Raw genomic sequence first — 25,067 nt, 5'->3', positions numbered from 1 at the left:
ACATGGCAACTTTTAATAAAATTCAAGAAATTATCGTAGATCAATTAGGAAAAGAAGAAGAGGAAGTATTATTAACAACAAACTTTAGAGAAGAACTTGAAGCAGACAGCCTAGATTTATTCCAAATTATCAATGATATTGAAGACGAATTTGACATCAAAATCGAAACAGACGAAGGCTTAAACACCGTTGAGGATTTAGTTAAATTTGTAGATAACGAATTAGCTAAGAAATAACACCAACCGTTAAGTAGTTTAGAAGGGACTGCCTTCTAAGCTATTTTTTATATGAAAATTATGAAGAAAAGAGAAGGTGACATCATGAAAGCATCACCCATTTGTCAAATGTTAGATATTGACTACCCGATATTTCAAGGCGCTATGGCTTGGGTAGCTGAAGCAACTTTAGCGAGTGCCGTTTCCAATGCTGGCGGTTTAGGAATTATCGCATCCGGTCATGCCCCACGAGAAGTGGTTAAGGAACAAATCGACCGCGCAAAATCTTTAACGGATAAACCATTCGGAGTGAACATCATGTTGATGTCACCGCATGTGGAAGCGATTGTTGATTTAGTTTGCGAAGAAAAAATTAAAGTGATTACTACCGGAGCCGGCTCTCCTGGTAAATATATGAAAAAGTTTAAAGAAGCCGGAATTATCGTTATACCGGTTGTTGCATCTGTAGGCTTAGCACGTCGCATGGAGAGTGAAGGAGCCGATGCAGTCGTAGTAGAAGGAATGGAAGGCGGCGGACATATTGGTAAAAGTACGACGATGGCGCTCGTCCCACAAGTAGTCGATGCTGTATCGATTCCCGTGATTGCAGCGGGTGGAATTGGAGACGGTCGTGGTATGGCAGCCGCCTTGATACTCGGAGCAGATGCTGTTCAGTTAGGGACGCGCTTTTTAGTTTCTAAAGAATCGACAATTCATCCGAATTTTAAACATGCAGTTATTAAAGCCAATGATTTAAGTACGGCAGTCACAGGATTGACGACCGGTCATCCGGTTCGCGGTCTGCGTAATAAATTAACCCGCGAGTACGAGAAACTCGAGCGGATTGAAGCGGGTAAAGCAGAACCAAACTGGGATTTGCTAGAAGATTTAGGAAAAGGTGCGTTAAAGCGTGCTGTTGTCGATGGCGATACAAAAACTGGTTCGATGATGTCTGGACAAATAGCTGGGTTAGTTAAGTCAGAAGGGGATCCTTGCGAAAAAATAGTCCATGATTTAATGGAAGACTGTGTATCAGTCATGAGACAACGTTATGAGCGTTGGACGTAAAAGGAGTGAGTCAAGTGAAATATGCGTTTCTATTTAGTGGACAAGGGGCACAATATCCTGGCATGGGTCAGGAGTTATATGCTTCAAAACCTTTATACCGCGCAACGGTCGACGAAGCGTCAAACATTTTAGGTTATGACATGTCTGAAATCATGTTTTCAGATGATGGTCGTTTAAACCAAACCGCTTATACGCAGCCAGCTATGTTAACGATGAGTTGGGGGTTAACACGGTTAATGCAAGAAGAAGGATTTAATAATCCAACAGCAGTAGCAGGTCTTAGCTTAGGTGAATATACAGCGTTATTAGCTAGTGAGACTCTTTCATTTTCGGAAGTTTTACCTTTAATTGAAAAACGTGGTCAGTTCATGTCAGAAGCGGTACCTGATGGAAAGGGTGCAATGGCAGCGGTTATGAACATAGCAGTGTCTAAGATTGAAGAAGTTTGTCAGCATTTACAGAAAGACAGGCAAGAGGTCTTCATTGCTAATTATAATATGCCGTTACAAACAGTGATTACTGGTGAATATCATGCTGTTGTTAAAGCGAAAGAGCTTTTAGAAAAAGAGCCACGTAGTAAAGTCGTGATGCTTAATGTGAGTGGTCCATTTCATTCCCCTCTCATGCAACCTGCTGCTCAAAAACTAGAAAGAACACTTGCAACGCTCGTCTTTGCACCGATGACGTGTCCAATTTATAGCAATGTGACGGGGCGACCAATGACTGAAAGCGAGTTGAAAGCATTATTAGTTAAGCAAGTCATGTCCCCCGTACATTGGCAACAAACGATTGAAAACATGATAGCAGATGATATTAATGTCTTCATCGAGCTAGGTCCTGGAAAAATATTGACAAAGTTTGTAAAAAAAATTAATCGTCACGTTCAAGTAATGCATGTAGAAGATGAGCAGACATTAGAAGAAACATGTCTGAAGCTACGAGATTTAGGAGGATAAGATGAAAGAGAAAGTCGTAATTGTAACGGGTAGTACAAGAGGAATAGGCTATGAAATAGGCTTGAGCTTCTTAAAGCAAGGAGCATTTGTTGTTTTTAATGGTCGTAAACCTCTAAATGATGAATGGTATGCAACGTTAGCACCGTATCACACGCAGATGATGTACGTGGAAGGTGCTGTTCAAGAAGCTGAAGATGCGAAACGAATAGTTGAAGAAACAATTGCGACATACGGTCGTGTCGATATTTTAATTAATAATGCGGGAATCACACGCGATGGCTTACTTATGCGCATGGATTCGACAGATTTTACCGAAGTAATTAACGTCAATTTAGTCGGAACCTTTCAAATGACTCAAGCCGTTACTAAAACGATGTTAAAACAACGGTCGGGTGCGATTATAAATATTGCGAGTGTAGTTGGTTTAATCGGGAATGCTGGGCAAACGAATTATGCAGCGAGTAAAGCAGGAGTAGTCGGTTTTACTAAGTCGGTGGCACGAGAATTAGCAAGTCGTGGTATTACCTGTAATGCGATTGCCCCAGGCTTTATTGAATCAGATATGACAGCGGTTTTATCAGAAAAAGTTAAGGAACAAGCATTGAAACAAATTCCACTTGGATGTTTTGGACAAGCTGAAGACGTCGCACGAGCTGCTTTGTTTATAGCTAAACAGTCGTATATGACAGGGCAAGTCTTGAACGTTGACGGTGGAATGGTCATGAATGGATAGGAGGAATGGATATGAAACGAGTTGTCATTACCGGACAAGGTGCGATTAGTCCTTTAGGAAATACCGCCGACGCTTTATGGGAGGGCTTAAAAACAGGAAAAAATGGTATCGATGTTATCACAAAATTTGATGCTAGTGAAACAGGAATTCATGTTGCAGCCGAAGTTAAAGATTTTGATCCGACCGACTATATGGAGAAAAAAGCAACAAAACGCATGGATAATTTTTCCATTTATGGTGTGGCGGCAGCAAAACAAGCACTTGCAAGTAGCGGCATAGATATGACAGCTATTAACCCTTATCGAATGGGAGTGATGGTGAGTTCTGGAATTGGTGGTATGACAACCATTCAAGAACAAGTCATTAAAATGCACGACAGAGGACCTAAGCGTGTTGCTCCCTTCTTTGTTCCGATGGCTATTGGCAACATGGCGGCCGGTAATATTGCTATCGCAATCGGCGCAAAAGGAATATGTAGCTCAGTTGTCACAGCATGTGCGTCGGCAACGAATGCTATAGGGGATGCTTTTCGTCATATTAAACACGGTTATGCCGATATAATGTTGGCGGGGGGAGCAGAGGCGACGATTTGTGAAATTGGTATTTCTGGTTTCGCTGCGCTAACGGCTTTGACGCCTGCAGAAAATCCTGAGCAAGCCTCCATTCCGTTTGACAAAAAAAGAAGTGGCTTTGTTATGGGAGAAGGTAGTGGCGTGTTAGTGTTGGAAGAACTTGAACATGCTCAAAAAAGAGGCGCAACGATTTTAGCTGAAGTAGTCGGATATGGTGCAACTTGTGACGCCTATCATATGACGAGTCCTAATCCAGACGGTTCAGGAGCAGGAGAATGTATGATACAAGCCATGACAGAAGCCGGTATAACACCTGAGCAAGTTGATTATATCAATGCGCATGGAACCAGTACGCCTACTAATGATGGGGCTGAAACAACGGCAATTAAATATGCAATGAAAGAAGCAGCACATACCGTGGCAATTTCAAGTACGAAAAGTATGACGGGACATTTATTAGGTGCCGCAGGAGCTATTGAAGCGATGGCGTGTATTGGTGCTTTAAATGATAGTATCATTCCTCCCACAATCGGCTTAACTGAACCAGATGAGCTTTGTGATTTGAATTATACGGCGCAAAAGCCTGTGTCACGTGCTGTTCAATACGCTTTAAGTAATTCTCTCGGCTTTGGTGGACATAATGCCGTCCTTTGTTTTAAAAAATGGGGAGGTGCATAATTTGGAATTTTCAGATTTAAAAGAGTTGTTAACTTTTTTCCAAGAGTCTGACATTCGCGTGTTGGAATTAAAAAATACAGAGTTAAGTTTGTATTTAAATAAGGATAAGGACACACGAGGATTATCATCTCATGATAATCAAACGGTCGCTCCTGTAATACAAAGCCAAGAGAAACCTATTTCTACCAATGAAATATCACCTTCATCAGCAGAAGTCGAACCAGCCGCCGAAGTGAAAGGGCATATGATTACTTCACCACTAGTAGGATTGGCTTATTTACAAGCTTCTCCAGATGCGCCACCATTTAAAAAAGTGGGCGATGCGGTAGCAGAAGGTGAAGTAGTTTGTATTATTGAAGCGATGAAAATAATGAATGAAATTACAAGCGACCGTTCAGGAACGGTGAAAGCAATCCATGTAGACAATGAAGAAGTCGTGGAATTTGGACAACCGTTAATAGAAATCATTTAGGAGGAAATAAGATGAAATTAAATGCACAAGAAATTATGGAGATTATTCCCAATCGTTATCCGATTATGATGGTCGACCGTGTTTTAGAATTGGAGCCCGGGAAACGTGTAGTGGCTATTAAAAATGTGACGTATAATGAGCCGTTTTTCCCAGGACATTTTCCGGGGGAACCCGTTATGCCTGGTGTTTTAATACTAGAAGCTCTGGCTCAAACTGGCTCGATTCCCTTATTAAAAAGTCCAGAATTTGAAGGGATGACAGGTTATTTAGGTGGGATTGATAAAGTGAAATTCCGCCAAAAAGTTGTACCGGGTGATGTGTTACGTATGGAAATGGACATTATTAAGCGTAAAGGAAATATCGGAGTAGGGAAGGCAGCCGCTTACGTGGAAGATAAAAAAGTGTGTTCGGCTCTTATGACCTTTATCATTGGAGCAGAGTAACATGTTTACGAAAGTTTTAGTTGCCAATCGTGGAGAAATTGCGGTTAGAATTATTCGCGCTTGTCGTGAGTTAGGAATACAAACGGTTGCCGTATATTCTGAAGCCGATCGTTATGCCATGCATACTGAGATGGCGGATGAAGCGATTTGTATCGGACCGGCACGAGCAAGTGACTCCTATTTAAATATGGAGCAGATTTTAAGTGCGGCTATTTTAACAGGCGCTCAAGCTATTCATCCAGGCTTTGGTTTTTTAGCTGAGAATAGTTTGTTTGCGGAAATGTGTCGCGATTGTCAAATTAAGTTTATTGGTCCATCTGCCGATTTAATTGACGCAATGGGAAATAAGATTAATGCAAGAGCTTTAATGATTGCTGCTGACGTGCCCGTTATTCCTGGTAGTCAAGGAGTAGTTGCCACAGTCGAAGAGGCCGAAAAAATTGCAAGAGAAATCGGTTTTCCTATTATGTTAAAAGCGGCTGCAGGTGGCGGCGGTAAAGGAATTCGTAAAGTCATGGCGCCATCAGAACTTTCAAGTCAATTTCACAATGCACAATCTGAAGCTCGTGCTGCATTTGGTAATGATGCGATGTATATCGAAAAAATCATCTATCCCGCGCGGCATATCGAAGTTCAAATTTTAGGTGATCAGTATGGTCATGTGATTCATCTTGGAGAACGAGATTGTTCATTACAACGAAATAATCAAAAAGTCTTAGAAGAAGCGCCGTCATATTCCTTGTCAGATGCGTTGCGTTCTGAAATGGGCGAAGCTGCTTTAAAAGCAGCGCGTTCAATTGACTATGAGGGAGCGGGGACGATTGAGTTCTTAGTCGACGAACAGGATGATTTTTACTTTATGGAGATGAATACCCGTATTCAAGTGGAGCATCCTGTGACAGAAATGATAACAGGTGTCGATATTGTGAAAGAACAATTGCGAATAGCAGCTGGCGAGGCTTTAACTTTAAAGCAAGAAGAAGTCGTTTTTGCAGGTCATGCGATTGAATGTCGTATCAATGCAGAAAGTCCCGCGCGTGATTTTGCTCCTTCGCCTGGGACGATTAATCATTTAATCTTACCTGCAGGGGGGTTAGGATTACGAGTCGATAGCGCCATGTATAATGGTTATCAAATTCCACCTTTTTATGATTCGATGATAGCGAAAATTATTGTTCATGGTCATACACGTGAAGAAGCTATTCAAAAAATGCAACGCGCACTTTTAGAGCTTGTCACAGACGGTGTGGAAACCAATCAGGAATTTCAGCTTGATTTACTCGCTGATGAAGGTGTTCTGACAGGAGATTATTCTACTGCCTATTTACAAGAAGAATTTTTACCAAAGTGGTTAGGAACGAGTGGTAACTAGAGAGGAGTGACGTTGTGGGACTTTTTAAAAAACGTGCTTATATACCTTTGCGTCCGCAGCGCGATAGACAGACGCCCCAAAAACCGAAAGTACCAGACAACACATGGGTGAAGTGTCCGAGTTGTCAAAAAACGCTGTATCATCAAACGATTGGCGAATTAAAAGTATGTCCGCACTGTCAATATGGTTTTCGTTTAACAACACAGGAGAGAATGTCCCTTATTTTAGACGCGAATAGTTTTCACGAGTGGGAAATCCCAGACTGTGAAGAAAATCCCCTTGCTTTTCCAGGTTACGAAGATAAATTAACACAAGCTCGCAGTAGAACAGGTTTAAGTGAAGCGGTCATGATAGGATGTGGACGAATTCAAGACCATGATGTTGCTTTTGGTGTTATGGATAGTCATTTTATGATGGGAAGTATGGGGACTGAAGTGGGGGAGCGGTTAACAGTGCTATTTGAACGCGCACGTACAGAACGTTTACCAGTCGTGCTTTTTACTGCATCTGGAGGAGCGAGAATGCAAGAGGGGATATTATCGCTCATGCAGATGGCTAAGATATCTGCCGCAGTAAAACGTCACTCAAAAGCAGGCTTATTGTATATTCCTGTTTTAACTGATCCGACAACAGGTGGTGTGACGGCGAGTTTTGCGATGCAAGGGGATATCATTCTCGCTGAACCCGGTATTACGATAGGGTTTGCCGGTAGACGTGTGATTGAACAAACGATTCGTCAAACATTACCCGAAACATTTCAGACGTCCGAATTTTTATTGGAAAAGGGATTTTTAGATAAAATAGTTAAACGTAACGAGTTAGTTAAAGTATTAGCCTATCTATTAAAAGTGCATCAAGTGAAGGATGTGAAAAACTTCCATGAAAGCTAAAACAGCTAGTGAAATTGTAGCGTTAGCCCGTCATCCTCAACGTGTTACGCCATTAGATTATATTCATCGACTATTTGATGAGTTTATTGAATTGCATGGTGATCGCCACTATGCTGACGATAAAGCGATTGTAGGTGGAATCGCGACATTAAACGGGCTTGCATGTACGGTAGTGGCGATTCAAAAAGGACGTGACTTAGCAGAAAATGTAGCGCGTCACTTTGGTTCCCCACATCCAGAAGGGTATCGTAAAGCCTTGCGACTGATGAAACAAGCAGAAAAGTTTGGCCGTCCTATTATTACGTTTATAAATACTCCTGGTGCTTTTTGTGGTATCGAAGCAGAAGAACGTGGTGAAGGAGAGGCTATCGCGCGTAATCTCTATGAGATGAGTGATTTAGCTGTACCTATCATCGCGATTTTTACTGGCGAAGGCGGTAGCGGTGGTGCGATAGCTTTAGGAGTCGCCGACCATATCATGATGTTAGAACATAGTATTTACTCGATATTATCGCCAGAAGGATTTGCGTCTATTTTATGGAAAGATGCTAAACGGGCAGAAGAGGCGGCTGAATTAATGAAGCTCACAGCCTATGACTTAAAAGAGCTAGGTGTGATTGATGAGATTGTGTTAGAAACACAGGGAGCAAGTGGACTTCCTTTAGAACAAGCGTTAATCGAGCGCGACTTAAAACAGAAAATCATCGCTCAATTGACAAACTTACAAGCCATAGAAATAAACGAATTATTAGAAAGACGTTATGATAGATTTCGTCAATTTTAAAAACACTCGAACATTAATTAACAGTTCCCCTTAGTCTTAAGGGAACTGTTAACATGAGTCGAGTGTTATTTTTTTATTTTATGACTGGTTACAAATTCTAAAAACTGGGCGGCAATAGGTGAAAGTGTGCGATTTTTTTCATGAATCACAACGATATCGAACTTCTTAACCTTATTATCTAGTTTAACCCAAGTTAAGTTTTCATTGCGATACTCGTCTTGCAATTGAATCGGCATAAGGGCAACGGTTTGATCTGCTTGACTATTGAGTATCGTTTGTAAGACGACTTCATGGTTGTTACTGATGAAACGAACATTAGGACGAAAACCAGATTCTTCAGCTAAGTCTTGCAGCACATGATAGAGAACAAAGTCTTTCGACATGGAAACAAAGGCTTGTTCTTTGAGTTCGCTAAATTTCAATGATTTTTTCTTAGCTAAAGAGTGGTCGCTACGCATGACCACATAGGCGTCATAATGGAATGAATGGAACATGTTTTTTTCAACACTTAAATTAGGAAAATTAATCGGGTATGACACAATACCAATTTCAAGGTCTCCTTCTGAGACCTTTTTTTGTGTTTTAATTGAGCCTTCTTCGACAATATGTAAGGAAATATGCGGGTATTCAGTCATAAATTGCTCGATAAGAGGCATGAAAAAGGGTGAAATAACAGCATTAGAACCAATGACTAACTCTTCATCTTCTCGATAAGCTTGATTTAACAGAGTGGCTTCGAGTTGATCAAAGTCTTGAACAATCGAAGAGCCTTTTTCATATAATAATTCGCCTGCCGAAGTAGGAAGTACTTTATTTCCAACTTGATATAACAGTTTGGTGCCCAAGTCATTTTGAAGTTTCGTCATATTCCATGATAACGTCGGTTGCGTGACAAACAGGTTTTTAGCGGCAAGGGAATAACTCTGTGAATTAATGATTTCAATAAAGTATTTTACTTGTCTAATATCCATAGTAAGTCCTTTCCAGATAAGGGTTTTGTTGTCTTTATAGAGTGTATCTATAGGGGTATAAAAAGAATTGAGTTCACAAATTTTTTGTACATGCTACACTAGAGATAACAAAAGGAAACGTTTTCTTATAACACCTTCAAGTTTGATTTTACTTGAAGCCGCTAGTTTTAGCAATCATAAAATAGGTTTTAAAGTTACAAAAAAATAAAGAATATCAAAGGAGGAAAAGATGTGAATATTGGAGTAAAACCTAAGGATTTTGCGATGAACGTACTGAATGGGGTTGCCATCGGGGTTGTCGTATCCTTAATACCAGGTGCTTTACTGAGTGAACTTTCAAAAGCAATTGGTTGGCAGTTTGGATTAACCGCAACGGGGATCGCCCAAACGTTAATGCCGATTGTTGTGGGGGTGGCAGTAGCACTTAATTTTAAATTCACACCTATTCAAATCGGAGCTTTAGGAATGGCAAGTGTCGTTGGATCGGGTGTTGCAACATTAAATCCTGAAGGTGGATTTATTTTCCAAGGGACAGGAGATGTTATTAACACGGGTTTAACAGCTGCAATCGGAGCACTTATTATCTTATTAATTGGTGAAAAGATGAAAGCCTTTACGATTTTAGTTATTCCAACGATTTTAGTTATTGTAGGAGGTGGTATCGGACAACTACTACTACCATTCGTTAAACAAATTACGATGATGTTAGGTAACTTCGTTAATATGTTAACCGAATTACAACCTGTGCCAATGGCAATCGCTTTAGCTGTTATCTTCTCAATGATGATTGTTTCGCCGATTGCGACAGTTGGAATTGCTACAGCTATTTCATTAGGCGGTGTCGGTTCAGCAGCTGCTAATATTGGAATCTGTGCAGCAGGTTTTGGTTTATGTGTAGCTGGTTGGAAAGCAAACAGTGTGCCAACATCACTTGCTCACTTTATTGGTTCACCAAAAATGCAAATGGCAAACGTTATTAAAAAGCCAAAAATCATTTTACCAGTTATTTGTAACGCAGCAATCTCAGGTGCTTTTGCAGCATTTATGGGATTAGAAGGCACACCATTTAGTGCTGGATTTGGATTCAGTGGTTTAATTGGTCCAATTAATGCGATGACATTAGCACCAGGTGGTTGGACAGTAGGGAATATGATTAAAGTCACACTAGCATTCTTAGTTATCCCTCTAACATTAGGTTTTGTGTTCAACTACTTATTTAGTAAAGTCTGGTCTATTACAAAACCAGAAGATTACCAATTAGATTTCAACTAATAAAAAAACATTTTTGAAAGGATGAACAAAATGGCAAAAACAATTAATTTTGATCAGATCGTTAAAGAGAATACTGAAAACGTAAAATTCGTTCAGATTCTTAATGAAAAAGGAGAGCTAGTCAACAACGGCTTGAAATCTTCACTTAAAGATGAAGAGATGGTGGCATTGATGAAAGACCTAGTTTGGGGACGTACAGTCAACAAACGTTTAGTATTAGCAGGTCGTCAAGGTCGTATCGGGAACCTACCTCCATCAGAAGGTATGGAAGCATCTCAATTAGCAACATTGTTTGCAATTGATAAACAAGACTTCTTACTACCAACTTACCGTGACGTTATTCCTTTGGTTAAACATGGTATGCCTTTATCAAACGCAGTTCTTTGGTACCGTGGACACGTAGCAGGTAACCATTTCCCAGAAGATTTACAAGGTTTACCAGCACAAACAATCATTGGTTCTCAAATGTTACAAGCTGCAGGTATTGGAATGGCTTATAACTTAGATGGCGAGAAAAAAGTAGCGATGACATACATCGGAGACGGTGGTACATCTCAAGGTGACTTCTACGAAGGTATTAACTTTGCTGGGGCATTTGATTCACCAGTTGTCTTCATTGTACAAAATAACCAATACGGTATTTCAGTTCCTCGTGATAAACAAACAAAAGCTAAAACACTTGCTCAAAAAGCAGTTGCAGCTGGAATTCCAGGAATCCAAGTAGACGGAATGGATGCACTTGCTCTATATGAAGCAACGAAAATGGCAAAAGACTACGCATTAGCTGGAAACGGCCCTGTGTTAATCGAAACATTAACTTACCGTTACGGACCACATACATTATCAGATGATCCAACACGTTACCGTCCAGAAGGCGAAGTTGAAGAATGGCAAGCAAAAGATTGCTTAATCCGTATGCGTAAATATTTAGGCGACAAAGGTTTATGGAATGAAGAAATGGAACAAGAAGTTATCGATGCGACAACTCAAGAAGTTAACGAAGCATTAGATACTGCTGATAAAGCACCTAAGATGAAAGTTTCTGAAATGTTAGAAAGTGTCTACGAAGTACCGACACCACGTATTGCAAAAGAAATTGCGTTCTATAAAGAGAAGGAGGCTAACTAACATGGCACAAAAAAATATGGTTCAAGCGGTAAATGAAGCTTTAGATCAAATTATGGAATCAGATGAAAAAACACTTTTATTCGGTGAAGACGTTGGGATTAACGGAGGGGTTTTCCGTGCCACTGACGGCTTACACGCAAAATATGGCGACAAACGTATCTTTGATACACCATTAGCAGAATCAGGTATTTTAGGAATTTCTTTAGGATTAGCAATCGGTGGCTACCGTCCAATCCCAGAATTACAATTCTCTGGTTTTACAATGGAAGCGATTGACGGATTAGCAGGACAAATGGCGCGTCACCGTTACCGTATGGGCGGAAAAGCATCAGCACCTATCACAATTCGTTCAACATTTGGTGGTGGCGTTGGAACACCAGAATTACACTCAGATAACTTAGAAGGTTTATTTGCTCAAACACCTGGATTACGTATTGTTATTCCAAGCGGCCCATATGATGCAAAAGGCTTGTTAATTTCATCAGTGAAAAATAATGACCCAGTCTTCTTCTTAGAACACTTGAAATTATACCGTTCTATTAAAGAAGAGGTTCCTGAGGAAATGTATGAAATTCCTTTAGATAAAGCGAATGTGGTTCGCGAAGGAACAGACGTTACAATCGTAACTTATGGTTCAATGGTTCATGAATCAACAAAAGCAGCAAAAGAGTTAGAAAAAGAAGGTATTTCAGTTGAAGTTATCGACTTACGTACAGTAGCACCATTTGACATTGATACTATTTTAGAATCTGTTAAGAAAACTGGCTATGCAGTTGTGGTTCAAGAAGCACAACGTTTAACAGGATTGGCAAACCACATTATGGCAGAAATTGCTGAAAATGCGATGTACGATTTAGAAGCACCTATCGGCCGTGTTGCAGCGCCAGACAGTCACTTCCCATTCGGTTCAGCTGAGTCAGTTTGGTTACCAAATGCGAAAGATATTGAAGCTGAAGTTAAACGCGTTATCAACGGATAAGATTACTGGAAAGGAAGAGATATTATGGCATATAAATTTAAATTACCAGACGTAGGTGAAGGTCTGGTTGAAGCAGAAATTTTAAGTTGGTTAGTAAAAGAAGGACAAGAAGTTAAAGTAGATGATCCTTTAGTAGAAATTCAAAACGATAAGTCAACTATGGAAATTACAACACCTGTATCAGGAACAGTTGAAAAAATCTTAGTTCCTGAAGGGATGGCACAAGTTGATGAAATCATCTTAACAATTTTAACAGAAGATGATTCAGCTCCTTCAGAAGAAGGCGGTGCTTCAACTGAAGCAGCACCTAAAGCAACAGAAGAAAAAGTAGCAGAAGAACCGGCAGCAGCACCAGCAGCTAAAAAAGGCCTAGTGCGTGCAGTTCCTTCAGTTAGAAAATATGCACGTGAAAAAGGTGTGGATATCAACGAAGTAACACCAGCAGACGGTAATCGTCTAACGCGTACAGATATCGATAACTTCTTAAGTGGTGGCGGAGCAGCAGAAGTTGCACCAGCAGCTTCTACAACACCGGAAGTAGCTTCAATACCGGCTGCTTCAACACCAAAACCAGCTCCAGTTCCACAACCTCAAGGTGAAGACTGGCGCGAACCAATGACACCTGTGCGTAAAGCAATCGCAAACGGTATGGTTCAAAGTCGTACACAAATTCCACACGTTACTGTTTTTGACAAAGTGGACGCAACAAAACTTATCGCACATCGTAACGAATATAAAGGTGTAGCGAAAGAAGAAGGTATCGGCTTAACATTCTTACCATATGTTGTAAAAGCAATGGTAGCAATGTTGAAAGCACATCCTTCAATGAATGCGTACGTTGACATGGAAAAATCAGAAATTGTCCACCGTGGCAATATCAATATCGGAATTGCAACAAACACTGATCATGGTTTATACGTGCCAGTTATTAAAAATGCAGATAAGAAGAGCATTTTTGAAATCGCCCAAGAAATTTCAGACTTAGGTGAAAAAGCATTAGCTGGTAAGTTAACACGTGACGACATGACAGGTAGTTCTGTGACCATCACAAACATTGGTGGTGTTCCAGATACAGAAGGTATTTGGTCAACGCCAATCATTAACTACCCTGAGTCATGTATTATGGGAATCGCACGTATCGGTGATGAAGTCGTACCAAACGAAGACCGTGAAATCGTTGTGAAACCTATCTTACGCACATCATTTGCTTTTGACCACCGTCTAGTTGATGGTGTTGAAGCACAGAAAGCATTTAACGTCTTTAAGAATGCTTTACGTGACCCAGCATTGATGTTACTAAGAGCTTAATAAAAAGGAGTGCTTACACGTGGCAATCAAATCATTTGATGATTTAAAGTCACGATTGAAAGCGGATAGTCATGAACAGCGTACAGTAGCCGTTGCTAACGCAGCTGATGAGCATACGTTACAAGCGGTACTGTCGTTGTATCATGAAGACTATATCCGTCCCTTACTTGTAGGGGATAAAGACGCGATTAGTCAGTTGTTAGCTGACTTAAATGAAGATGTTTCATTGTTTGATATTTACCATGAAACGACCCCAGAAAGCATTGCAGCTAAAGCAGTTTCTTTAGTTAAAGAAGGTGCTGCGCAAGTCTTGCTAAAAGGTGGTATTCAAACGCGTGATTTATTGAAAGCAGTCGTGAATAAAGAAACGGGTATTCGTAAACCAGGTGTTTTATCACACGTGGCGATTAACGAAGTCCCAACGTATCATAAATTATTATTAGTTTCTGATGGCGGAATGGTATTAACACCTGACGTTAAGATGAAACAAGCGATTCTTGACAATGCCCTATCTGTCTATCGTGGTCTTGGTTATGACCAAATAAACGTAGGGATTTTAGACGCAAGTGAGAACGTTAATCCGAAATTACAAGCGTCACAAGATGCAGTGGAACTTAAGGAGTTAGCAGGAACAGCTGGTTATGAAGATGTCAAAATCGAAGGACCGATTTCACTTGACCTTTCAATTAGCAAAGAAATTGCTGAGGCTAAAGGCTATGATAGTGAAATTGCCGGCGATATGGACGTTTTACTAGTTCCTGATATTGTCACAGGTAATGTATTAGGAAAGTCATTGACAACCTTAGCAGGCGGTAAAATGGCTGGTTTAATTATTGGCGCAGAGGCACCGATTGTCTTAACCTCTCGTGGCTCTTCAATGGAAGAAAAATTAAACTCATTACTTTTAGCAATTTCATTATAGAGAGGAATTATTAGCATGGAACAATATCGTATTGTGGTAATCAACCCAGGATCAACATCAACAAAAGTATCTTATTATGAAAATGATAAGGAAGTAGTTAATGAAAATCTATTTCATCCTACTGAATCTTTAGAAAAATATGCCCGAGTGAGTGATCAGTATGATTACCGTTTGGCTATTATTTTAGACTTTTTAAAAGCACATGACATAGATGTGACAAAATTAGATGCAGTGGTCGGACGTGGTGGTATGTTACCTCCCGTTGATGCAGGAGCTTACTTTGTAAATGATGAAATGATCGAGTGGCTGACAAACCGCGCTGATATTGATCATGCGTCTAATTTGGGAGCAGTACTGGCGAATGGTATTCGTAATCAAGCTAAAGCAGATTGCATTGCGATGATTTATGACCCGATTACTGTCGACCAATTTTGGGATTTATCCCGCGTATCCGGACTGAAAGGCGTTAAACGTCGTAGTATTGGACACATGTTAAACATGCGTTCTGTGGCGTTACAAACGGCTGAACAAATGAACAAACCATATGAAGATTTAAACTTGATTGTTGTACATCTTGGAAGTGGCTCTTCTATCAGTGCACATTATCAAGGACGTATGGTGGATTTAATTTTAGATGATGAAGGACCTTTCTCAGTTGAGAGAAGTGGTGGTTTATCACTCAAAGAATTAATTCCAATGTGTTATGAAATGTCTGAAGAAGATATTACAGTATTAACACGTAAAAAAGGCGGTATGATTTCTTACTTAAATACCAATAGCGGGATTGAAGTAGAAGAACGTATCCAAAATGGAGACGAAGAAGCAGCTTATATTCTGGAAGCAATGGCCTACCAAGTAGCGAAAGGAATAGGGTCTGCGGCTACGGTTCTAAGTGGTAAAGTAGATGGAATTGTGATAACTGGAGGATTGGCTTACTCGGAGCGATTAACTGACTGGGTTAAAGAACGTGTTTCATTCATCGGCAATGTCATTGTTTCCCCAGGTGAAAATGAAATGTACGCTTTAGCAATGGGAGCAAATCGTATCTTAACAGGAGATGAAGTCGGTCACACATTTTCTCTACCTGAAGCATAACAACAACGTGATTTGGCTGTCGCGTTGATTGTCAAGAAATAGAAAGAGTGAGGAAACCTATTCAGGTTGGTTTCCTCACTCTTTTTTTTAAGATAAAACTTTACTTAGAAAGCTCTGTGTACGGCTATTCTGCGGTGTTTCAAAAATAGCTTGTGGGGTTCCTTGTTCTTGGATAACACCTTCATCCATAAAGATGACTCGGTCAGCTACTTCTTTAGCGAAGCCCATTTCGTGGGTAACAATCGCCATCGTCATTCCTGATTTAGCTAAGCTTTTCATCACGTTTAGAACTTCTCCAACCATCTCTGGATCCAAGGCAGATGTTGGTTCATCAAATAGCATGACTTCTGGTTCCATAGCTAAAGCTCGTGCAATTGCCACCCGTTGTTTTTGTCCACCAGAAAGACTATTGGGATAGCTGTCTGCTTTATCAGCCAATCCAACAAGCGTCAATAATTCTAGGGCTTGTTGTTTAGCCACTTCTGGTTCAACCTGTTTGACTTCTATCGGACTTAACGTGATGTTTTCCATGACAGTCTTATGTGGGAATAGATTAAAGTTTTGAAAAACCATTCCGATTTTTTGTCGTACTTGGTTGATATCTGTTTGTTTATCCGTTAAATCTTGATTTTTAAATAAAATTTGACCTTTTGTTGGGGTTTCTAACAGATTTAAACAACGTAGAAAGGTACTTTTACCGCTACCAGACGGCCCTATGATAACGACAACTTCTCCAGACTCTATCGTGGCATCTATTCCTTTTAGCACCTCATTATCCCCAAAATACTTATGCAGATTTTTAATATTAATCACTAGTACTCATTCTCCTTTCAGCTACACCTATTACGCGAGAAAGTGTAAATGTTAAAATAAAGTAAACGATTGACACTAAGACAATCGGTAAAAATGGTTTAAAACTTGCGCCTTGAACGACACCGGCTTGGAACATTAATTCTGAAACACCGATGACTGAAACGACGGAAGATTCCTTAATGACGGTTACAAATTCATTCCCAAGTGCCGGTAAAATATTTTTAATTGCTTGTGGCAAAATGATCTTTTTCATGCTTTGTTGCTGAGTCATTCCTAATGAACGTGCAGCTTCTAACTGTCCTTTATCAACTGCTTGAATACCCGCACGGATGATTTCAGCGACATAAGCACCACTATTTAAGAATAACGCAATACAGCCGGCTGTTAAAGCGTTTAGCTCAAGATTTAAAGCGGCGCTACCAAAGTATACTAGAAAGATTTGAACTAAAAGTGGCGTACCACGAACATATTCAATATAAATGGCAGCAATCCAGCGAAAAACTTTTGTTTCGGATAATTTCATTAAGGCCAACAATGTACCAAGTAAGGCTCCAAAAAGAACTCCAACAAAAGCTAAGAAAATGGTATAGCCAGCACCTTTTACGTAATTCATACCATATTTTTCAAGGAAGCTACTGTCATCATGGAACATATACTGAGCTGCTTCTTGTTTGTAGGTTTCCATTAAGTTTTGGTCGTTGATTTCTTTGACAGTTTCATTGACTTTAGCTAGTAAGGCAGGAGCATCTTTGGAAACAGCAATTGCCATATCTGATTCTCCGTCTGCAAAGGTAATATCAGATACCATAAGCTGTGGGTTTTGAAGCGCGTACGCTTCAGCAACGGGTCCTTCAATAACAGCGCCGTCTACTTTGTTGTTTTGTAAGTTTAAGACGACATCGGTTACTTTTTGCAGAGAAACAACCGTTGAACCAACGAGTTCATTTTGAGCTAATGCTTCTTGTGTTGTTTGCTTCTGAGCTGCCACTTTTTTGCCATTAAAATCGGTTACGTTTTTAAATTTCTCTGCATCTGCTTTTCGTATCAAGACTTTTTGTTGAATACGAATATAGGGGTCAGTAAAATTTACTTCTTTTTGTCTTTCAGGTGTAGGGGACATACCAGAGATGATGAGGTCGACTTTACCTGTTTTCATTGAACCAAGTAACGCGTCAAACCCTAGTTCTTCCACGACGAGCTCTACTCCTAAGTCTTTGGCTATTTTTTCTCCCATTGAAACATCGGCTCCGACGACTTTATCTTTTCCGTCGACAGTCGCGTGAAACTCGTAAGGAGGGTAGTCAGCGGACAAGCCAATTGTCAATTTACCCTTTTTTTGAATATTTTCTAAAACAGCGTCGGTTTCTGCCGCTTTAGTTTGCGTAAAAAATGGTGTCATAAATGAGATGCCTACTAGAATGGCAACGACTTTTTTTAGTGTTTTATTTTTCATATAATAGCGCTCCTTCTTTGATGATAAATTGTATTATACACACAAGAGAATAATTATGCAAGTTTATTTTTATAAATGAATAAAAATACAATTTGAATGGAAAGATTCATGCCGATTCTAATTATTTTATGAGAAAGTTTGAAACTATTGATAAAAAAACATACAATAGGGAAAGTGAAGGAGGGCGTTCGGATGGATTTACATGAAAAAGGGTTGTTACTGGAAACATGTGTGTTAGCCGGGAAAATTATGATTGAAAATGGTGCAGAAATGGCCCGTGTTGAAGATACTATGAACCGTCTAGCAGGGGCGCACCATCATGAAAGAGGGATTAGTTTTGTTACATCTGGCATCGTCCTTATGGGGCTTGAGAGTACAAAATCTGTTCAGATGATGGATGTTACGAAACGAACCACTAATTTAGAAAAAGTAGCGAAAGTAAATGAATATTCTCGTTATTTTGTAGAAGATAGAATAACGCTTATACAGTTAAATAAAATGTTACAAATATTGGATTACAAAAAAAATGACCGTCCGATGTCTTTAAAAGTGTTAAGTGCTGGGATTTTAAGTGCGTGTTTAATGATGATTGTTGGACAAGGGTCTTGGTGGGATTTTGTCCCAACTTTTTTGGTTGGGGCGATAAGTTACACGGTTTATTTAATCAGTCAAAAGTATTTGAAAACGAAGTATCTGGATGAATTCGTAGCGTCGTTTATGATTGGTTTACTTGCTTTGACATTTGAAAAATGGGGCTTTGGTCTGTCCGCAGATAATATGATTATTGGTAGTATTATGCCACTCGTGCCAGGAATTGCGATAACTAACGCGATTCGCGATATTCAGCAAGATGATATTTTATCAGGCATGTCGCGTGCTGTGGAATCATTGATGATTGCTGTTTTAATCGGGGCGGGCATTGCGGCTGCGTTTTCCTTTTTAAAAATGTAGAGGTGAGAAGATGATAGTAGAATTATTTAAACAAGCTCTTTTAAGTTTTATTAGTACAGTAGGCTTTGCTTATATTTTGCTCGTACCTAAAAGCAAGCTACTTTATAGTGGGTTAAGTGGCATGGCGGGATGGTCTGTTTATTGGATAGCGGTCACATTAGGCTTTAGTACGGTAACGGGTAGTTTCTTCGGCGCCTTAATGTTGGCAGCCTTGAGTTATCGTTTTGCCGTTAAGTTAAAAACACCTGCGACGCTTTATAACATTCCTGGTATCGTTGCACTTGTACCTGGAGCAGTCTCATATCAAATGACGTATGCCTTTATTCGTGGAGAGTATGATCAAGCTATCTTTTATGGGATTAAAGTCTCCGCTTTGGCGGGTGCCATAGCAGCAGGTCTAATCGGTTTTGATTTAATCAGAAAAATAATACTAAGAATAAAAGCAACCTATAAGAAGTAAATTCTTAAGGTTGCTTTTTTACATCGAATTGAGTTATGAGTGTGGAGGAATGTTCGAGCTCACTAAATTTGTTTCTCAAGTGAATCAAAGGTGACTCTATCTATAAATCAACATAGAAAAGTATGTTTAATACAACTTAATTCGTTTTTTCATTTTTTTCTTTTTTACTTATCTGTTCTTGCTCTAATGTGATAAATCGTTCGGCTTCTTTCTCAGCAATGTCAGTGCGACGTTTAATTTCATCTTCATCAAGTCCGACATCGTCAATGTATTGAGAAAGTAATTTGTCAAGTTCATCAGTCTTTGTGTATTTTATTCCCATCGTTATCCTTCTTTCTAATTATGTTTGATTATACTATATCATTTTGATAAGGTATAATGAAAGTAGGAGGCTATCAAAATGAAAACGACGCAACCCCTTTTTTTAATCCAACTACAACATCGATTATCTTCTGAAAAAGCAGCATTGACGGAACAACTCGCTCAATGGCTCGTTTTAGGAAAAATCATAGATTCTAATGGCCGCCTCGAAAAAGTCGAGGGGGAGCGTATGGAACAAGTAGATTTAGAAACATTTAAAGATGAGTTAAACCAAACAAACTGGCAAGAGGCTTTGCCGGTGACATATTTTTACCATGCGGAAAAAGTCGAAGCGAGCTTGACATGTGTGGACAATCGTTTTACCCAACGATTTTTATTAAAGAAAGTAGACTTTTATAAAGATGCTTTTTTAATTGAAGATTATCTTCAAAAGCAGTTAGCTAATAATGGGATTCAAGCTTTTATTCGTCCCTATGAAGAATATTTGTCGTCCAATATTGCGGATTTATCATTACGAGACTCTTTTGATTTGAGTCATCAATCATTAAGGCTGATGAGAAATGACGAGCAAGAAAAAATCGTGGACTGTAGTTTACTACCTGGCTATGACGTTGTAACACCCCAGCGTCTCTATACGTCATGTTGGAAAATGTGGTATACCACTGAATACTTTCAAGACATTCCAAAACAAGCTTTTCTAGATGTCCAAGCTGTTCATAATGTAACGGCTTGTGACGATGGCACGTTAATAATCACGCTCTACAAAGATCCATTGAGTTGGTCACATCCTTATAACATCAAAAGCCAACAGCTATTTCGTTTCCAACTTGGATTTGATCAATTTATGAATAATAACGGAGTAGGTTTGCTACGCGATCCGTACACTGAATTTATGCAATTTAAAAATCAGCGTCAGATGTTACAATATCAAAATAGATATTTGCAGCCCTGTCCCAAAAAGGATGCTAAACATTTCACCTTACGAATTTTTGATTCGGCGCGTGGTTTTTATCAAGAGGCGCGTCATTTTGGTCAATTAAATGTCTATGCTTTTTTCCCTTTTTTAGAAGCAAAACAAGAACGAGCGGTAGCGTATCATCAAATTGTACCTGACTTTACTTTAGACGAAGCACTGTCGGTTTATAACTATTACATCCAATACTATTTAGAAGTTTATGATATTCTTGAAACAAAACCGACGCAAGAATTAGTGTTGATTTTTTATATTCCTGAAGCTAATCAGCTCACTTTGCCGATTGAAGCTTTGCAGCGACAGTTAGCTAAAAAAGACTTACGCTGGGTGCGTGAATTAGCGCCATATGAATATACTGTCATAAGCCATCAGAAGCAGCTGAAAGTTCATTTTCGACCGAGCCATCAATTTGAAACCGATCAATTATTATGGACCTTGCCGACTGAAAAAACCTCTAAAGAACCAGAAATAAAGAAAAATTGGCTGGAACGACTATCGGAAGCTTTAAATAATAACAAAAAAAGAAGCTGATTAATCAGCTTCTTTTTTGATATAAGGAACAGGTGAGTAATGGCTCGGGTCGATATTCGTTGGAATATTTAAGAGCATTTGAGCTAATGTTTTTCCAATAACAGGACCTGTCGTCAAACCAGATGAACCGAGGCCGCTTGCGACAAAAAGATTTTCTTGTCCAGGCACGCATCCAAAGAAAGGAAGAAAGTCAGACGTATAAGCACGTGTGCCAATACGAACTGTTTTAATCGGTGTTCCTTTAAGTTGAGGAACGAGTCGTATGAGATTATCAATAAGTGGTTGGGTTGTCTCGGTATCGACGGTTAAATCAAATCCGCCTTCATTCTCATGAGTAGCGCCAATAAGAATTTCACCATGACGCAATGGAATAATATCGCCTTCTCCCTGAGGCATGATAACCGGCCAGTCTTTAGAAGGAAAGTCTGTATCTAAAACAAGCAATTGCCCTTTTTGAGGACGTACGTCGACCTCATATCCTAAAGGTGTTAATAAATGGGGCAACCACGCGCCAGTAGCCAATACGACTTGTTCAAATGTTTCCTTGCGGTTTTCAAGGTGAACAGTCCACTGTTTCTTATCACTGTACGATAAGTTTAAAACAGCTGTGTCTTCAAATGTTACCGTCTGTTTCGTTAGTTCTCGTCGTATTGCCGTCATTAAACGTTGTCCGTCCAGTCTAGCGCCACCTGAGATAAAAAGAGCCGATTGAGACGTTTCGATTAAAGGTATTTTTTCTTTGATTTCTTCCGGTGTGAGCCGAGCTATATCGCCGATTTCTGGCGCTTCTTTTCTTCTTTCTAGCGCAAGATGATAGAGTTTATCTAACAATGCTTCATTTTTTTTAAAGAGTAGCGTACCAACTTGTTGATAAATCGTTTTGTCGTCGCTAAGGTTCATTTCTGCTAGCCATTCTGGGTAGAGCCTAGCGCCTTCTTTAGCCAAGGCATACCAGTCTTTATTACGCCGTTGGGATAGCCAAGGGGAAATAATACCCGCTGACGCTTTAGTCGCTTGCCCTTTTCTATCATCAAAAATAGTAATCTCTATTGGTTCAGGCGATAACGATTGTAAGAAGTGAGCACAACTCATTCCTACAATCCCTCCCCCTATAATAGCAACCTGCTTCATATGATTTATACGTCCTTTCGTGTGTGTGACGTAAATGGTTCGACATGAACATCCGTATCAAACACATTAAATTTTTCATAGAGTAACGTTTCGATTGCTTCAGTAATATCATGACTTTCCGCCACTGTCAAATTAGGGTCCATATAGACGACAATATCAATGAAAATATTCGCACCGTATGTTCGTCCTCGAATATCTTTAATCGATTTCACGCCAGGTATCATTAAAACATTGGCAGCGTATTGCTGTAACTTGGTTTCGGAAAAACCGTCTGATAAAGAAAACGCACTTTCGCTAAAAATATCCCAAGCTGTTTTTAAAATGATGATACCAATAATCACTGCCGTCGCACGGTCTAACCATACCAAGTGAAAGGAGGAGGCAAAAATCGCAATCGCTGTTCCTAAACTGGTTAAAGCATCTGATAAATTATCTTTAGCGGCAGCATCAAGTGCATGACTGCTAACTTTTTTTGCCAGGCGATGATTATAACTATACACACCAAACATAATAATTGCCGAAGCGATGCCCGTGTAAGCTGCGATTGGATTTGGGGCAGGAAGTTTGTCATTAAATAAATTTTTAATCGCTGAAACGAGAACTTCTATCCCAATAAAAAACATTAAAAAAGAAGTAATTAAACTAGCGACTGTTTCCACTTTCCAATGGCCATAGCGATGATCATCATCCGCTGGTTGACGAGCTAAGCGTAAGCCAATAAAAACGGCCATCGAAGCGATGACGTCGGATAAGTTATTAAAACCGTCTGCTTGAAGCGCAGCGGAATGGTAGAGTTTTGCCATGATTATTTTAGCAGCTGCTAGTAAGATGTAGCTGACAATACTAATAAGCGCGCCTCTTTCAGCGAGCTTGAGTTGTTCATATCGTTTTTGTTGCACCAAAAAACTTCCTTTCTACACTGTTTATTAGGTACTGAATGAAATTATAACAGACAGCTAGAGACGTGACTAGTGTTAAGGGAGACCAAAAAAGAGACTTAGGAACATGAAAAATAAATGCAAGGGTTTTCATATGATTGACAACCTTTTTTTACAATGGTATTCTTTTAATAATCATACAACTATGATGTCGTGACCGTTTATATTATAAATGGTATAGGTGTTATTTTTTAAAAGTATGAAATAAAAAGCAAAGAGGGAGTCTGTGTGAAAGATAGAAAAACGCAAATCGCTACCATAAAAAAACAAGTCGAAGAAGAAAATGTACATTTTTTAAGACTGATGTTTACAGATGTTTTGGGAACTATTAAGAACGTTGAGGTTCCAATTAGTCAATTGGATAAGGTGCTAGATAATAAGATGATGTTTGACGGTTCTTCTATTGAAGGGTTTGTTAGAATAGAAGAAAGTGATATGTATTTATATCCTGACCTAGACACTTGGTTGATTTTTCCTTGGGAAGCAACAGGCGGTAAAGTCGCTCGTTTGATTTGTGACATCTACACACATACTGGCGAACCGTTTACCGGTGACCCTCGTGGCAATTTAAAACGTGTTGTGAAAGATATGCAAGATTTAGGATTTACGTCATTTAATTTAGGGCCAGAACCAGAGTTTTTCCTTTTTAAACTAGATGAATTTGGACGTCCTACACTTGATTTAAATGATAGCGGTGGTTATTTCGATTTATCTCCTACTGATTTAGGGGAAAACTGTCGTCGTGATATTGTATTAGAGTTAGAAAATTTAGGGTTTGAAGTAGAAGCTTCTCATCACGAATGTGCACCTGGTCAACATGAAGTGGATTTTAAATATGAAGAAGTAGTCAAAGCGTGTGACAATATTCAAACTTTTAAGCTTGTTGTACGAACCATTGCACGTAAACATGGTTTACATGCGACATTCATGCCAAAACCTCTACACGGGATTGCGGGATCAGGGATGCATTGCAATATGTCCTTATTTAAAGGGGATGAAAATGCTTTTTACGACGAGAAGGGCGAGCGTGAGTTAAGTGAAACAGCTTATCAGTTTATGGCAGGTTTAATCGAACATGCTCGTGGTTATACAGCAGTATGCAATCCGATTGTCAATTCGTATAAACGTTTAGTGCCAGGTTTTGAAGCACCCGTCTATGTCGCATGGAGTGGACGTAACCGTTCGCCGTTAATCCGTGTACCTGAGTCACGAGGTCTTTCAACACGTGTAGAATTACGTTCGGTCGACCCTGCTGCCAATCCTTATTTAACTATGGCAGTATTGCTAGCGTCAGGATTAGATGGAGTCCGTCGAGGATTGACGCCACCAGCTGAAGTGAATCAAAACATTTATGATATGACTGAGGAAGAGCGCGAAGCAGCACAAATTTCAGACCTTCCGTCTACGCTTCATAATGCGGTCAAAGCTCTTCGGAAAGATAGTGTCGTCCAAGAAGCTCTGGGTGAACATATATACGGAAACTTTGTCGAAGCTAAACAACAAGAATGGTCGGCATATCGTCAACATGTTTCGGAATGGGAACGTGATATGTATATTGAACGCTATTAATCGTCATAAAAATAGCAAGCTAGTAGCTGTATTTTAATAACCAAAAAAGAAGCGAAAAAACATGGTATC

Annotated in this window: 26 protein-coding genes; 20 read left to right on the top strand and 6 right to left on the bottom strand. The window is 39.6% G+C overall.

Translation table 11 applies throughout. From position 1 onward, the window contains the following. Positions 1 to 2: 2 nt before the first annotated feature. The 10 genes from CBF33_RS04120 (at position 3) to CBF33_RS04075 (ending at position 8,183) form a co-directional block, all read left to right on the top strand. Entirely contained in the window at positions 3 to 236 is a 234-nt protein-coding gene (locus CBF33_RS04120; RefSeq protein WP_023605432.1) for an acyl carrier protein, read from the top strand. Between the two features lie 84 nt (positions 237 to 320). Beyond that, positions 321 to 1,283: an enoyl-[acyl-carrier-protein] reductase FabK gene (fabK, locus tag CBF33_RS04115; protein WP_126761871.1), complete on the top strand. Its 963-nt coding sequence runs from the start codon at positions 321 to 323 to the stop codon at positions 1,281 to 1,283. A gap of 14 nt (positions 1,284 to 1,297) precedes the next feature. Continuing rightward, positions 1,298 to 2,239: an ACP S-malonyltransferase gene (gene fabD, locus CBF33_RS04110; protein WP_126761868.1), complete on the top strand. Its 942-nt coding sequence runs from the start codon at positions 1,298 to 1,300 to the stop codon at positions 2,237 to 2,239. A gap of 1 nt (position 2,240) precedes the next feature. Then, the gene (gene fabG / locus CBF33_RS04105; protein ID WP_126761865.1) at positions 2,241 to 2,972 is read left to right on the top strand and encodes a 3-oxoacyl-[acyl-carrier-protein] reductase; all 732 of its coding nucleotides are present in this window, start codon (positions 2,241 to 2,243) and stop codon (positions 2,970 to 2,972) included. Between the two features lie 11 nt (positions 2,973 to 2,983). After that, positions 2,984 to 4,222 (top strand): beta-ketoacyl-ACP synthase II, encoded by a 1,239-nt coding sequence (gene fabF, locus CBF33_RS04100; protein WP_126761863.1) that lies wholly within the window; start codon positions 2,984 to 2,986, stop codon positions 4,220 to 4,222. Position 4,223: 1 nt separating this feature from the next. Further along, a complete protein-coding gene (gene accB / locus CBF33_RS04095; protein WP_244919684.1) occupies positions 4,224 to 4,694 on the top strand; it encodes an acetyl-CoA carboxylase biotin carboxyl carrier protein in 471 nt (156 codons plus the stop codon). A gap of 11 nt (positions 4,695 to 4,705) precedes the next feature. Further along, complete coding sequence (gene fabZ, locus CBF33_RS04090) at positions 4,706 to 5,137, top strand: 3-hydroxyacyl-ACP dehydratase FabZ (protein WP_023605426.1); 432 nt, start codon at positions 4,706 to 4,708, stop codon at positions 5,135 to 5,137. Between the two features lies 1 nt (position 5,138). Beyond that, complete coding sequence (locus CBF33_RS04085) at positions 5,139 to 6,509, top strand: acetyl-CoA carboxylase biotin carboxylase subunit (RefSeq protein WP_126761858.1); 1,371 nt, start codon at positions 5,139 to 5,141, stop codon at positions 6,507 to 6,509. Between the two features lie 14 nt (positions 6,510 to 6,523). Further along, positions 6,524 to 7,399: an acetyl-CoA carboxylase, carboxyltransferase subunit beta gene (gene accD / locus CBF33_RS04080; RefSeq protein ID WP_023605424.1), complete on the top strand. Its 876-nt coding sequence runs from the start codon at positions 6,524 to 6,526 to the stop codon at positions 7,397 to 7,399. Continuing rightward, positions 7,389 to 8,183: an acetyl-CoA carboxylase carboxyltransferase subunit alpha gene (locus CBF33_RS04075; protein ID WP_126761856.1), complete on the top strand. Its 795-nt coding sequence runs from the start codon at positions 7,389 to 7,391 to the stop codon at positions 8,181 to 8,183. Before accD ends, CBF33_RS04075 begins: the two co-directional genes overlap by 11 nt. 65 nt (positions 8,184 to 8,248) lie before the next feature. On the opposite strand, the gene CBF33_RS04070 is transcribed toward CBF33_RS04075, so the two are convergent. Then, positions 8,249 to 9,154, bottom strand: coding sequence for a LysR family transcriptional regulator (locus CBF33_RS04070; RefSeq protein WP_126761854.1), 906 nt, complete (start codon positions 9,152 to 9,154; stop codon positions 8,249 to 8,251). Positions 9,155 to 9,418: 264 nt separating this feature from the next. Between CBF33_RS04070 and CBF33_RS04065 the strand changes: the two genes are divergently transcribed. Genes CBF33_RS04065 through buk form a run of 6 tightly spaced genes read left to right on the top strand, consistent with a single transcriptional unit; the run spans position 9,419 to position 15,858 of the window. Continuing rightward, positions 9,419 to 10,426, top strand: coding sequence for a PTS sugar transporter subunit IIC (locus CBF33_RS04065; protein WP_126762042.1), 1,008 nt, complete (start codon positions 9,419 to 9,421; stop codon positions 10,424 to 10,426). A 21-nt stretch (positions 10,427 to 10,447) separates the two neighbouring features. Continuing rightward, a complete protein-coding gene (gene pdhA, locus CBF33_RS04060; RefSeq protein ID WP_211329523.1) occupies positions 10,448 to 11,554 on the top strand; it encodes a pyruvate dehydrogenase (acetyl-transferring) E1 component subunit alpha in 1,107 nt (368 codons plus the stop codon). A gap of 1 nt (position 11,555) precedes the next feature. Beyond that, positions 11,556 to 12,533, top strand: coding sequence for an alpha-ketoacid dehydrogenase subunit beta (locus CBF33_RS04055; RefSeq protein ID WP_023605419.1), 978 nt, complete (start codon positions 11,556 to 11,558; stop codon positions 12,531 to 12,533). Between the two features lie 24 nt (positions 12,534 to 12,557). Next, positions 12,558 to 13,841: a dihydrolipoamide acetyltransferase family protein gene (locus tag CBF33_RS04050; protein WP_126761850.1), complete on the top strand. Its 1,284-nt coding sequence runs from the start codon at positions 12,558 to 12,560 to the stop codon at positions 13,839 to 13,841. A 19-nt stretch (positions 13,842 to 13,860) separates the two neighbouring features. Further along, a complete protein-coding gene (locus tag CBF33_RS04045; protein WP_126761848.1) occupies positions 13,861 to 14,763 on the top strand; it encodes a phosphate acyltransferase in 903 nt (300 codons plus the stop codon). A 15-nt stretch (positions 14,764 to 14,778) separates the two neighbouring features. Then, positions 14,779 to 15,858 (top strand): butyrate kinase, encoded by a 1,080-nt coding sequence (buk, locus tag CBF33_RS04040; RefSeq protein WP_126761845.1) that lies wholly within the window; start codon positions 14,779 to 14,781, stop codon positions 15,856 to 15,858. 87 nt (positions 15,859 to 15,945) lie between these two features. On the opposite strand, the gene CBF33_RS04035 is transcribed toward buk, so the two are convergent. After that, positions 15,946 to 16,671: an amino acid ABC transporter ATP-binding protein gene (locus CBF33_RS04035; protein ID WP_126761843.1), complete on the bottom strand. Its 726-nt coding sequence runs from the start codon at positions 16,669 to 16,671 to the stop codon at positions 15,946 to 15,948. After that, complete coding sequence (locus CBF33_RS04030; RefSeq protein ID WP_126761841.1) at positions 16,664 to 18,124, bottom strand: ABC transporter substrate-binding protein/permease; 1,461 nt, start codon at positions 18,122 to 18,124, stop codon at positions 16,664 to 16,666. The genes CBF33_RS04035 and CBF33_RS04030 overlap by 8 nt, the downstream gene beginning before the upstream one ends. A 192-nt stretch (positions 18,125 to 18,316) precedes the next feature. On the opposite strand from CBF33_RS04030, the gene CBF33_RS04025 reads away from it, so the two are divergent. Then, complete coding sequence (locus CBF33_RS04025; protein ID WP_126761839.1) at positions 18,317 to 19,075, top strand: threonine/serine exporter family protein; 759 nt, start codon at positions 18,317 to 18,319, stop codon at positions 19,073 to 19,075. 10 nt (positions 19,076 to 19,085) lie between these two features. After that, entirely contained in the window at positions 19,086 to 19,535 is a 450-nt protein-coding gene (locus CBF33_RS04020) for a threonine/serine exporter family protein (protein ID WP_126761836.1), read from the top strand. 136 nt (positions 19,536 to 19,671) lie between these two features. On the opposite strand, the gene CBF33_RS04015 is transcribed toward CBF33_RS04020, so the two are convergent. Then, positions 19,672 to 19,857 carry a hypothetical protein gene (locus CBF33_RS04015; protein WP_126761834.1) on the bottom strand — a complete coding sequence of 62 codons (186 nt, stop codon included), beginning with the start codon at positions 19,855 to 19,857 and terminating at the stop codon, positions 19,672 to 19,674. Between the two features lie 78 nt (positions 19,858 to 19,935). Here CBF33_RS04015 and CBF33_RS04010 point away from each other — a divergent pair, with 78 nt between their 5' ends. After that, on the top strand, positions 19,936 to 21,360 hold the full coding sequence (locus tag CBF33_RS04010) for a PDDEXK family nuclease (RefSeq protein WP_126761831.1): 1,425 nt from the start codon (positions 19,936 to 19,938) through the stop codon (positions 21,358 to 21,360). On the opposite strand, the gene CBF33_RS04005 is transcribed toward CBF33_RS04010, so the two are convergent. After that, entirely contained in the window at positions 21,361 to 22,491 is a 1,131-nt protein-coding gene (locus CBF33_RS04005; RefSeq protein WP_126761829.1) for an NAD(P)/FAD-dependent oxidoreductase, read from the bottom strand. 5 nt (positions 22,492 to 22,496) lie between these two features. Continuing rightward, positions 22,497 to 23,390: a cation diffusion facilitator family transporter gene (locus CBF33_RS04000; RefSeq protein ID WP_126761826.1), complete on the bottom strand. Its 894-nt coding sequence runs from the start codon at positions 23,388 to 23,390 to the stop codon at positions 22,497 to 22,499. 267 nt (positions 23,391 to 23,657) lie between these two features. Between CBF33_RS04000 and glnA the strand changes: the two genes are divergently transcribed. Next, on the top strand, positions 23,658 to 24,998 hold the full coding sequence (gene glnA / locus CBF33_RS03995) for a type I glutamate--ammonia ligase (RefSeq protein WP_126761824.1): 1,341 nt from the start codon (positions 23,658 to 23,660) through the stop codon (positions 24,996 to 24,998). The last annotated feature ends 69 nt before the right edge of the window (positions 24,999 to 25,067 follow it).

The sequence above is a fragment of the Vagococcus lutrae genome, from assembly GCF_003987555.1.
Lineage (GTDB): Bacteria > Bacillota > Bacilli > Lactobacillales > Vagococcaceae > Vagococcus_A > Vagococcus_A lutrae.
Note: the sequence above shows the minus strand (reverse complement) of the source record. Positions and strands in the feature narration are given on the sequence as shown.

Excerpts from the sequence above, each read along its gene's own strand:
- CBF33_RS04120 (WP_023605432.1), top strand. The coding sequence starts at position 3 with ATGGCAACTTTTAATAAAATTCAAGAAATTATCGTAGATCAATTAGGA.
- fabK (WP_126761871.1), top strand. The coding sequence starts at position 321 with ATGAAAGCATCACCCATTTGTCAAATGTTAGATATTGACTACCCGATA.
- fabG (WP_126761865.1), top strand. The coding sequence starts at position 2,241 with ATGAAAGAGAAAGTCGTAATTGTAACGGGTAGTACAAGAGGAATAGGC.
- fabF (WP_126761863.1), top strand. The coding sequence starts at position 2,984 with ATGAAACGAGTTGTCATTACCGGACAAGGTGCGATTAGTCCTTTAGGA.
- fabZ (WP_023605426.1), top strand. The coding sequence starts at position 4,706 with ATGAAATTAAATGCACAAGAAATTATGGAGATTATTCCCAATCGTTAT.
- CBF33_RS04085 (WP_126761858.1), top strand. The coding sequence starts at position 5,139 with ATGTTTACGAAAGTTTTAGTTGCCAATCGTGGAGAAATTGCGGTTAGA.
- CBF33_RS04075 (WP_126761856.1), top strand. The coding sequence starts at position 7,389 with ATGAAAGCTAAAACAGCTAGTGAAATTGTAGCGTTAGCCCGTCATCCT.
- CBF33_RS04070 (WP_126761854.1), bottom strand. The coding sequence starts at position 9,154 with ATGGATATTAGACAAGTAAAATACTTTATTGAAATCATTAATTCACAG.
- CBF33_RS04065 (WP_126762042.1), top strand. The coding sequence starts at position 9,419 with ATGAACGTACTGAATGGGGTTGCCATCGGGGTTGTCGTATCCTTAATA.
- pdhA (WP_211329523.1), top strand. The coding sequence starts at position 10,448 with ATGAACAAAATGGCAAAAACAATTAATTTTGATCAGATCGTTAAAGAG.
- CBF33_RS04055 (WP_023605419.1), top strand. The coding sequence starts at position 11,556 with ATGGCACAAAAAAATATGGTTCAAGCGGTAAATGAAGCTTTAGATCAA.
- CBF33_RS04050 (WP_126761850.1), top strand. The coding sequence starts at position 12,558 with ATGGCATATAAATTTAAATTACCAGACGTAGGTGAAGGTCTGGTTGAA.
- buk (WP_126761845.1), top strand. The coding sequence starts at position 14,779 with ATGGAACAATATCGTATTGTGGTAATCAACCCAGGATCAACATCAACA.
- CBF33_RS04030 (WP_126761841.1), bottom strand. The coding sequence starts at position 18,124 with ATGAAAAATAAAACACTAAAAAAAGTCGTTGCCATTCTAGTAGGCATC.
- CBF33_RS04025 (WP_126761839.1), top strand. The coding sequence starts at position 18,317 with ATGGATTTACATGAAAAAGGGTTGTTACTGGAAACATGTGTGTTAGCC.
- CBF33_RS04020 (WP_126761836.1), top strand. The coding sequence starts at position 19,086 with ATGATAGTAGAATTATTTAAACAAGCTCTTTTAAGTTTTATTAGTACA.
- CBF33_RS04015 (WP_126761834.1), bottom strand. The coding sequence starts at position 19,857 with ATGGGAATAAAATACACAAAGACTGATGAACTTGACAAATTACTTTCT.
- CBF33_RS04010 (WP_126761831.1), top strand. The coding sequence starts at position 19,936 with ATGAAAACGACGCAACCCCTTTTTTTAATCCAACTACAACATCGATTA.
- CBF33_RS04005 (WP_126761829.1), bottom strand. The coding sequence starts at position 22,491 with ATGAAGCAGGTTGCTATTATAGGGGGAGGGATTGTAGGAATGAGTTGT.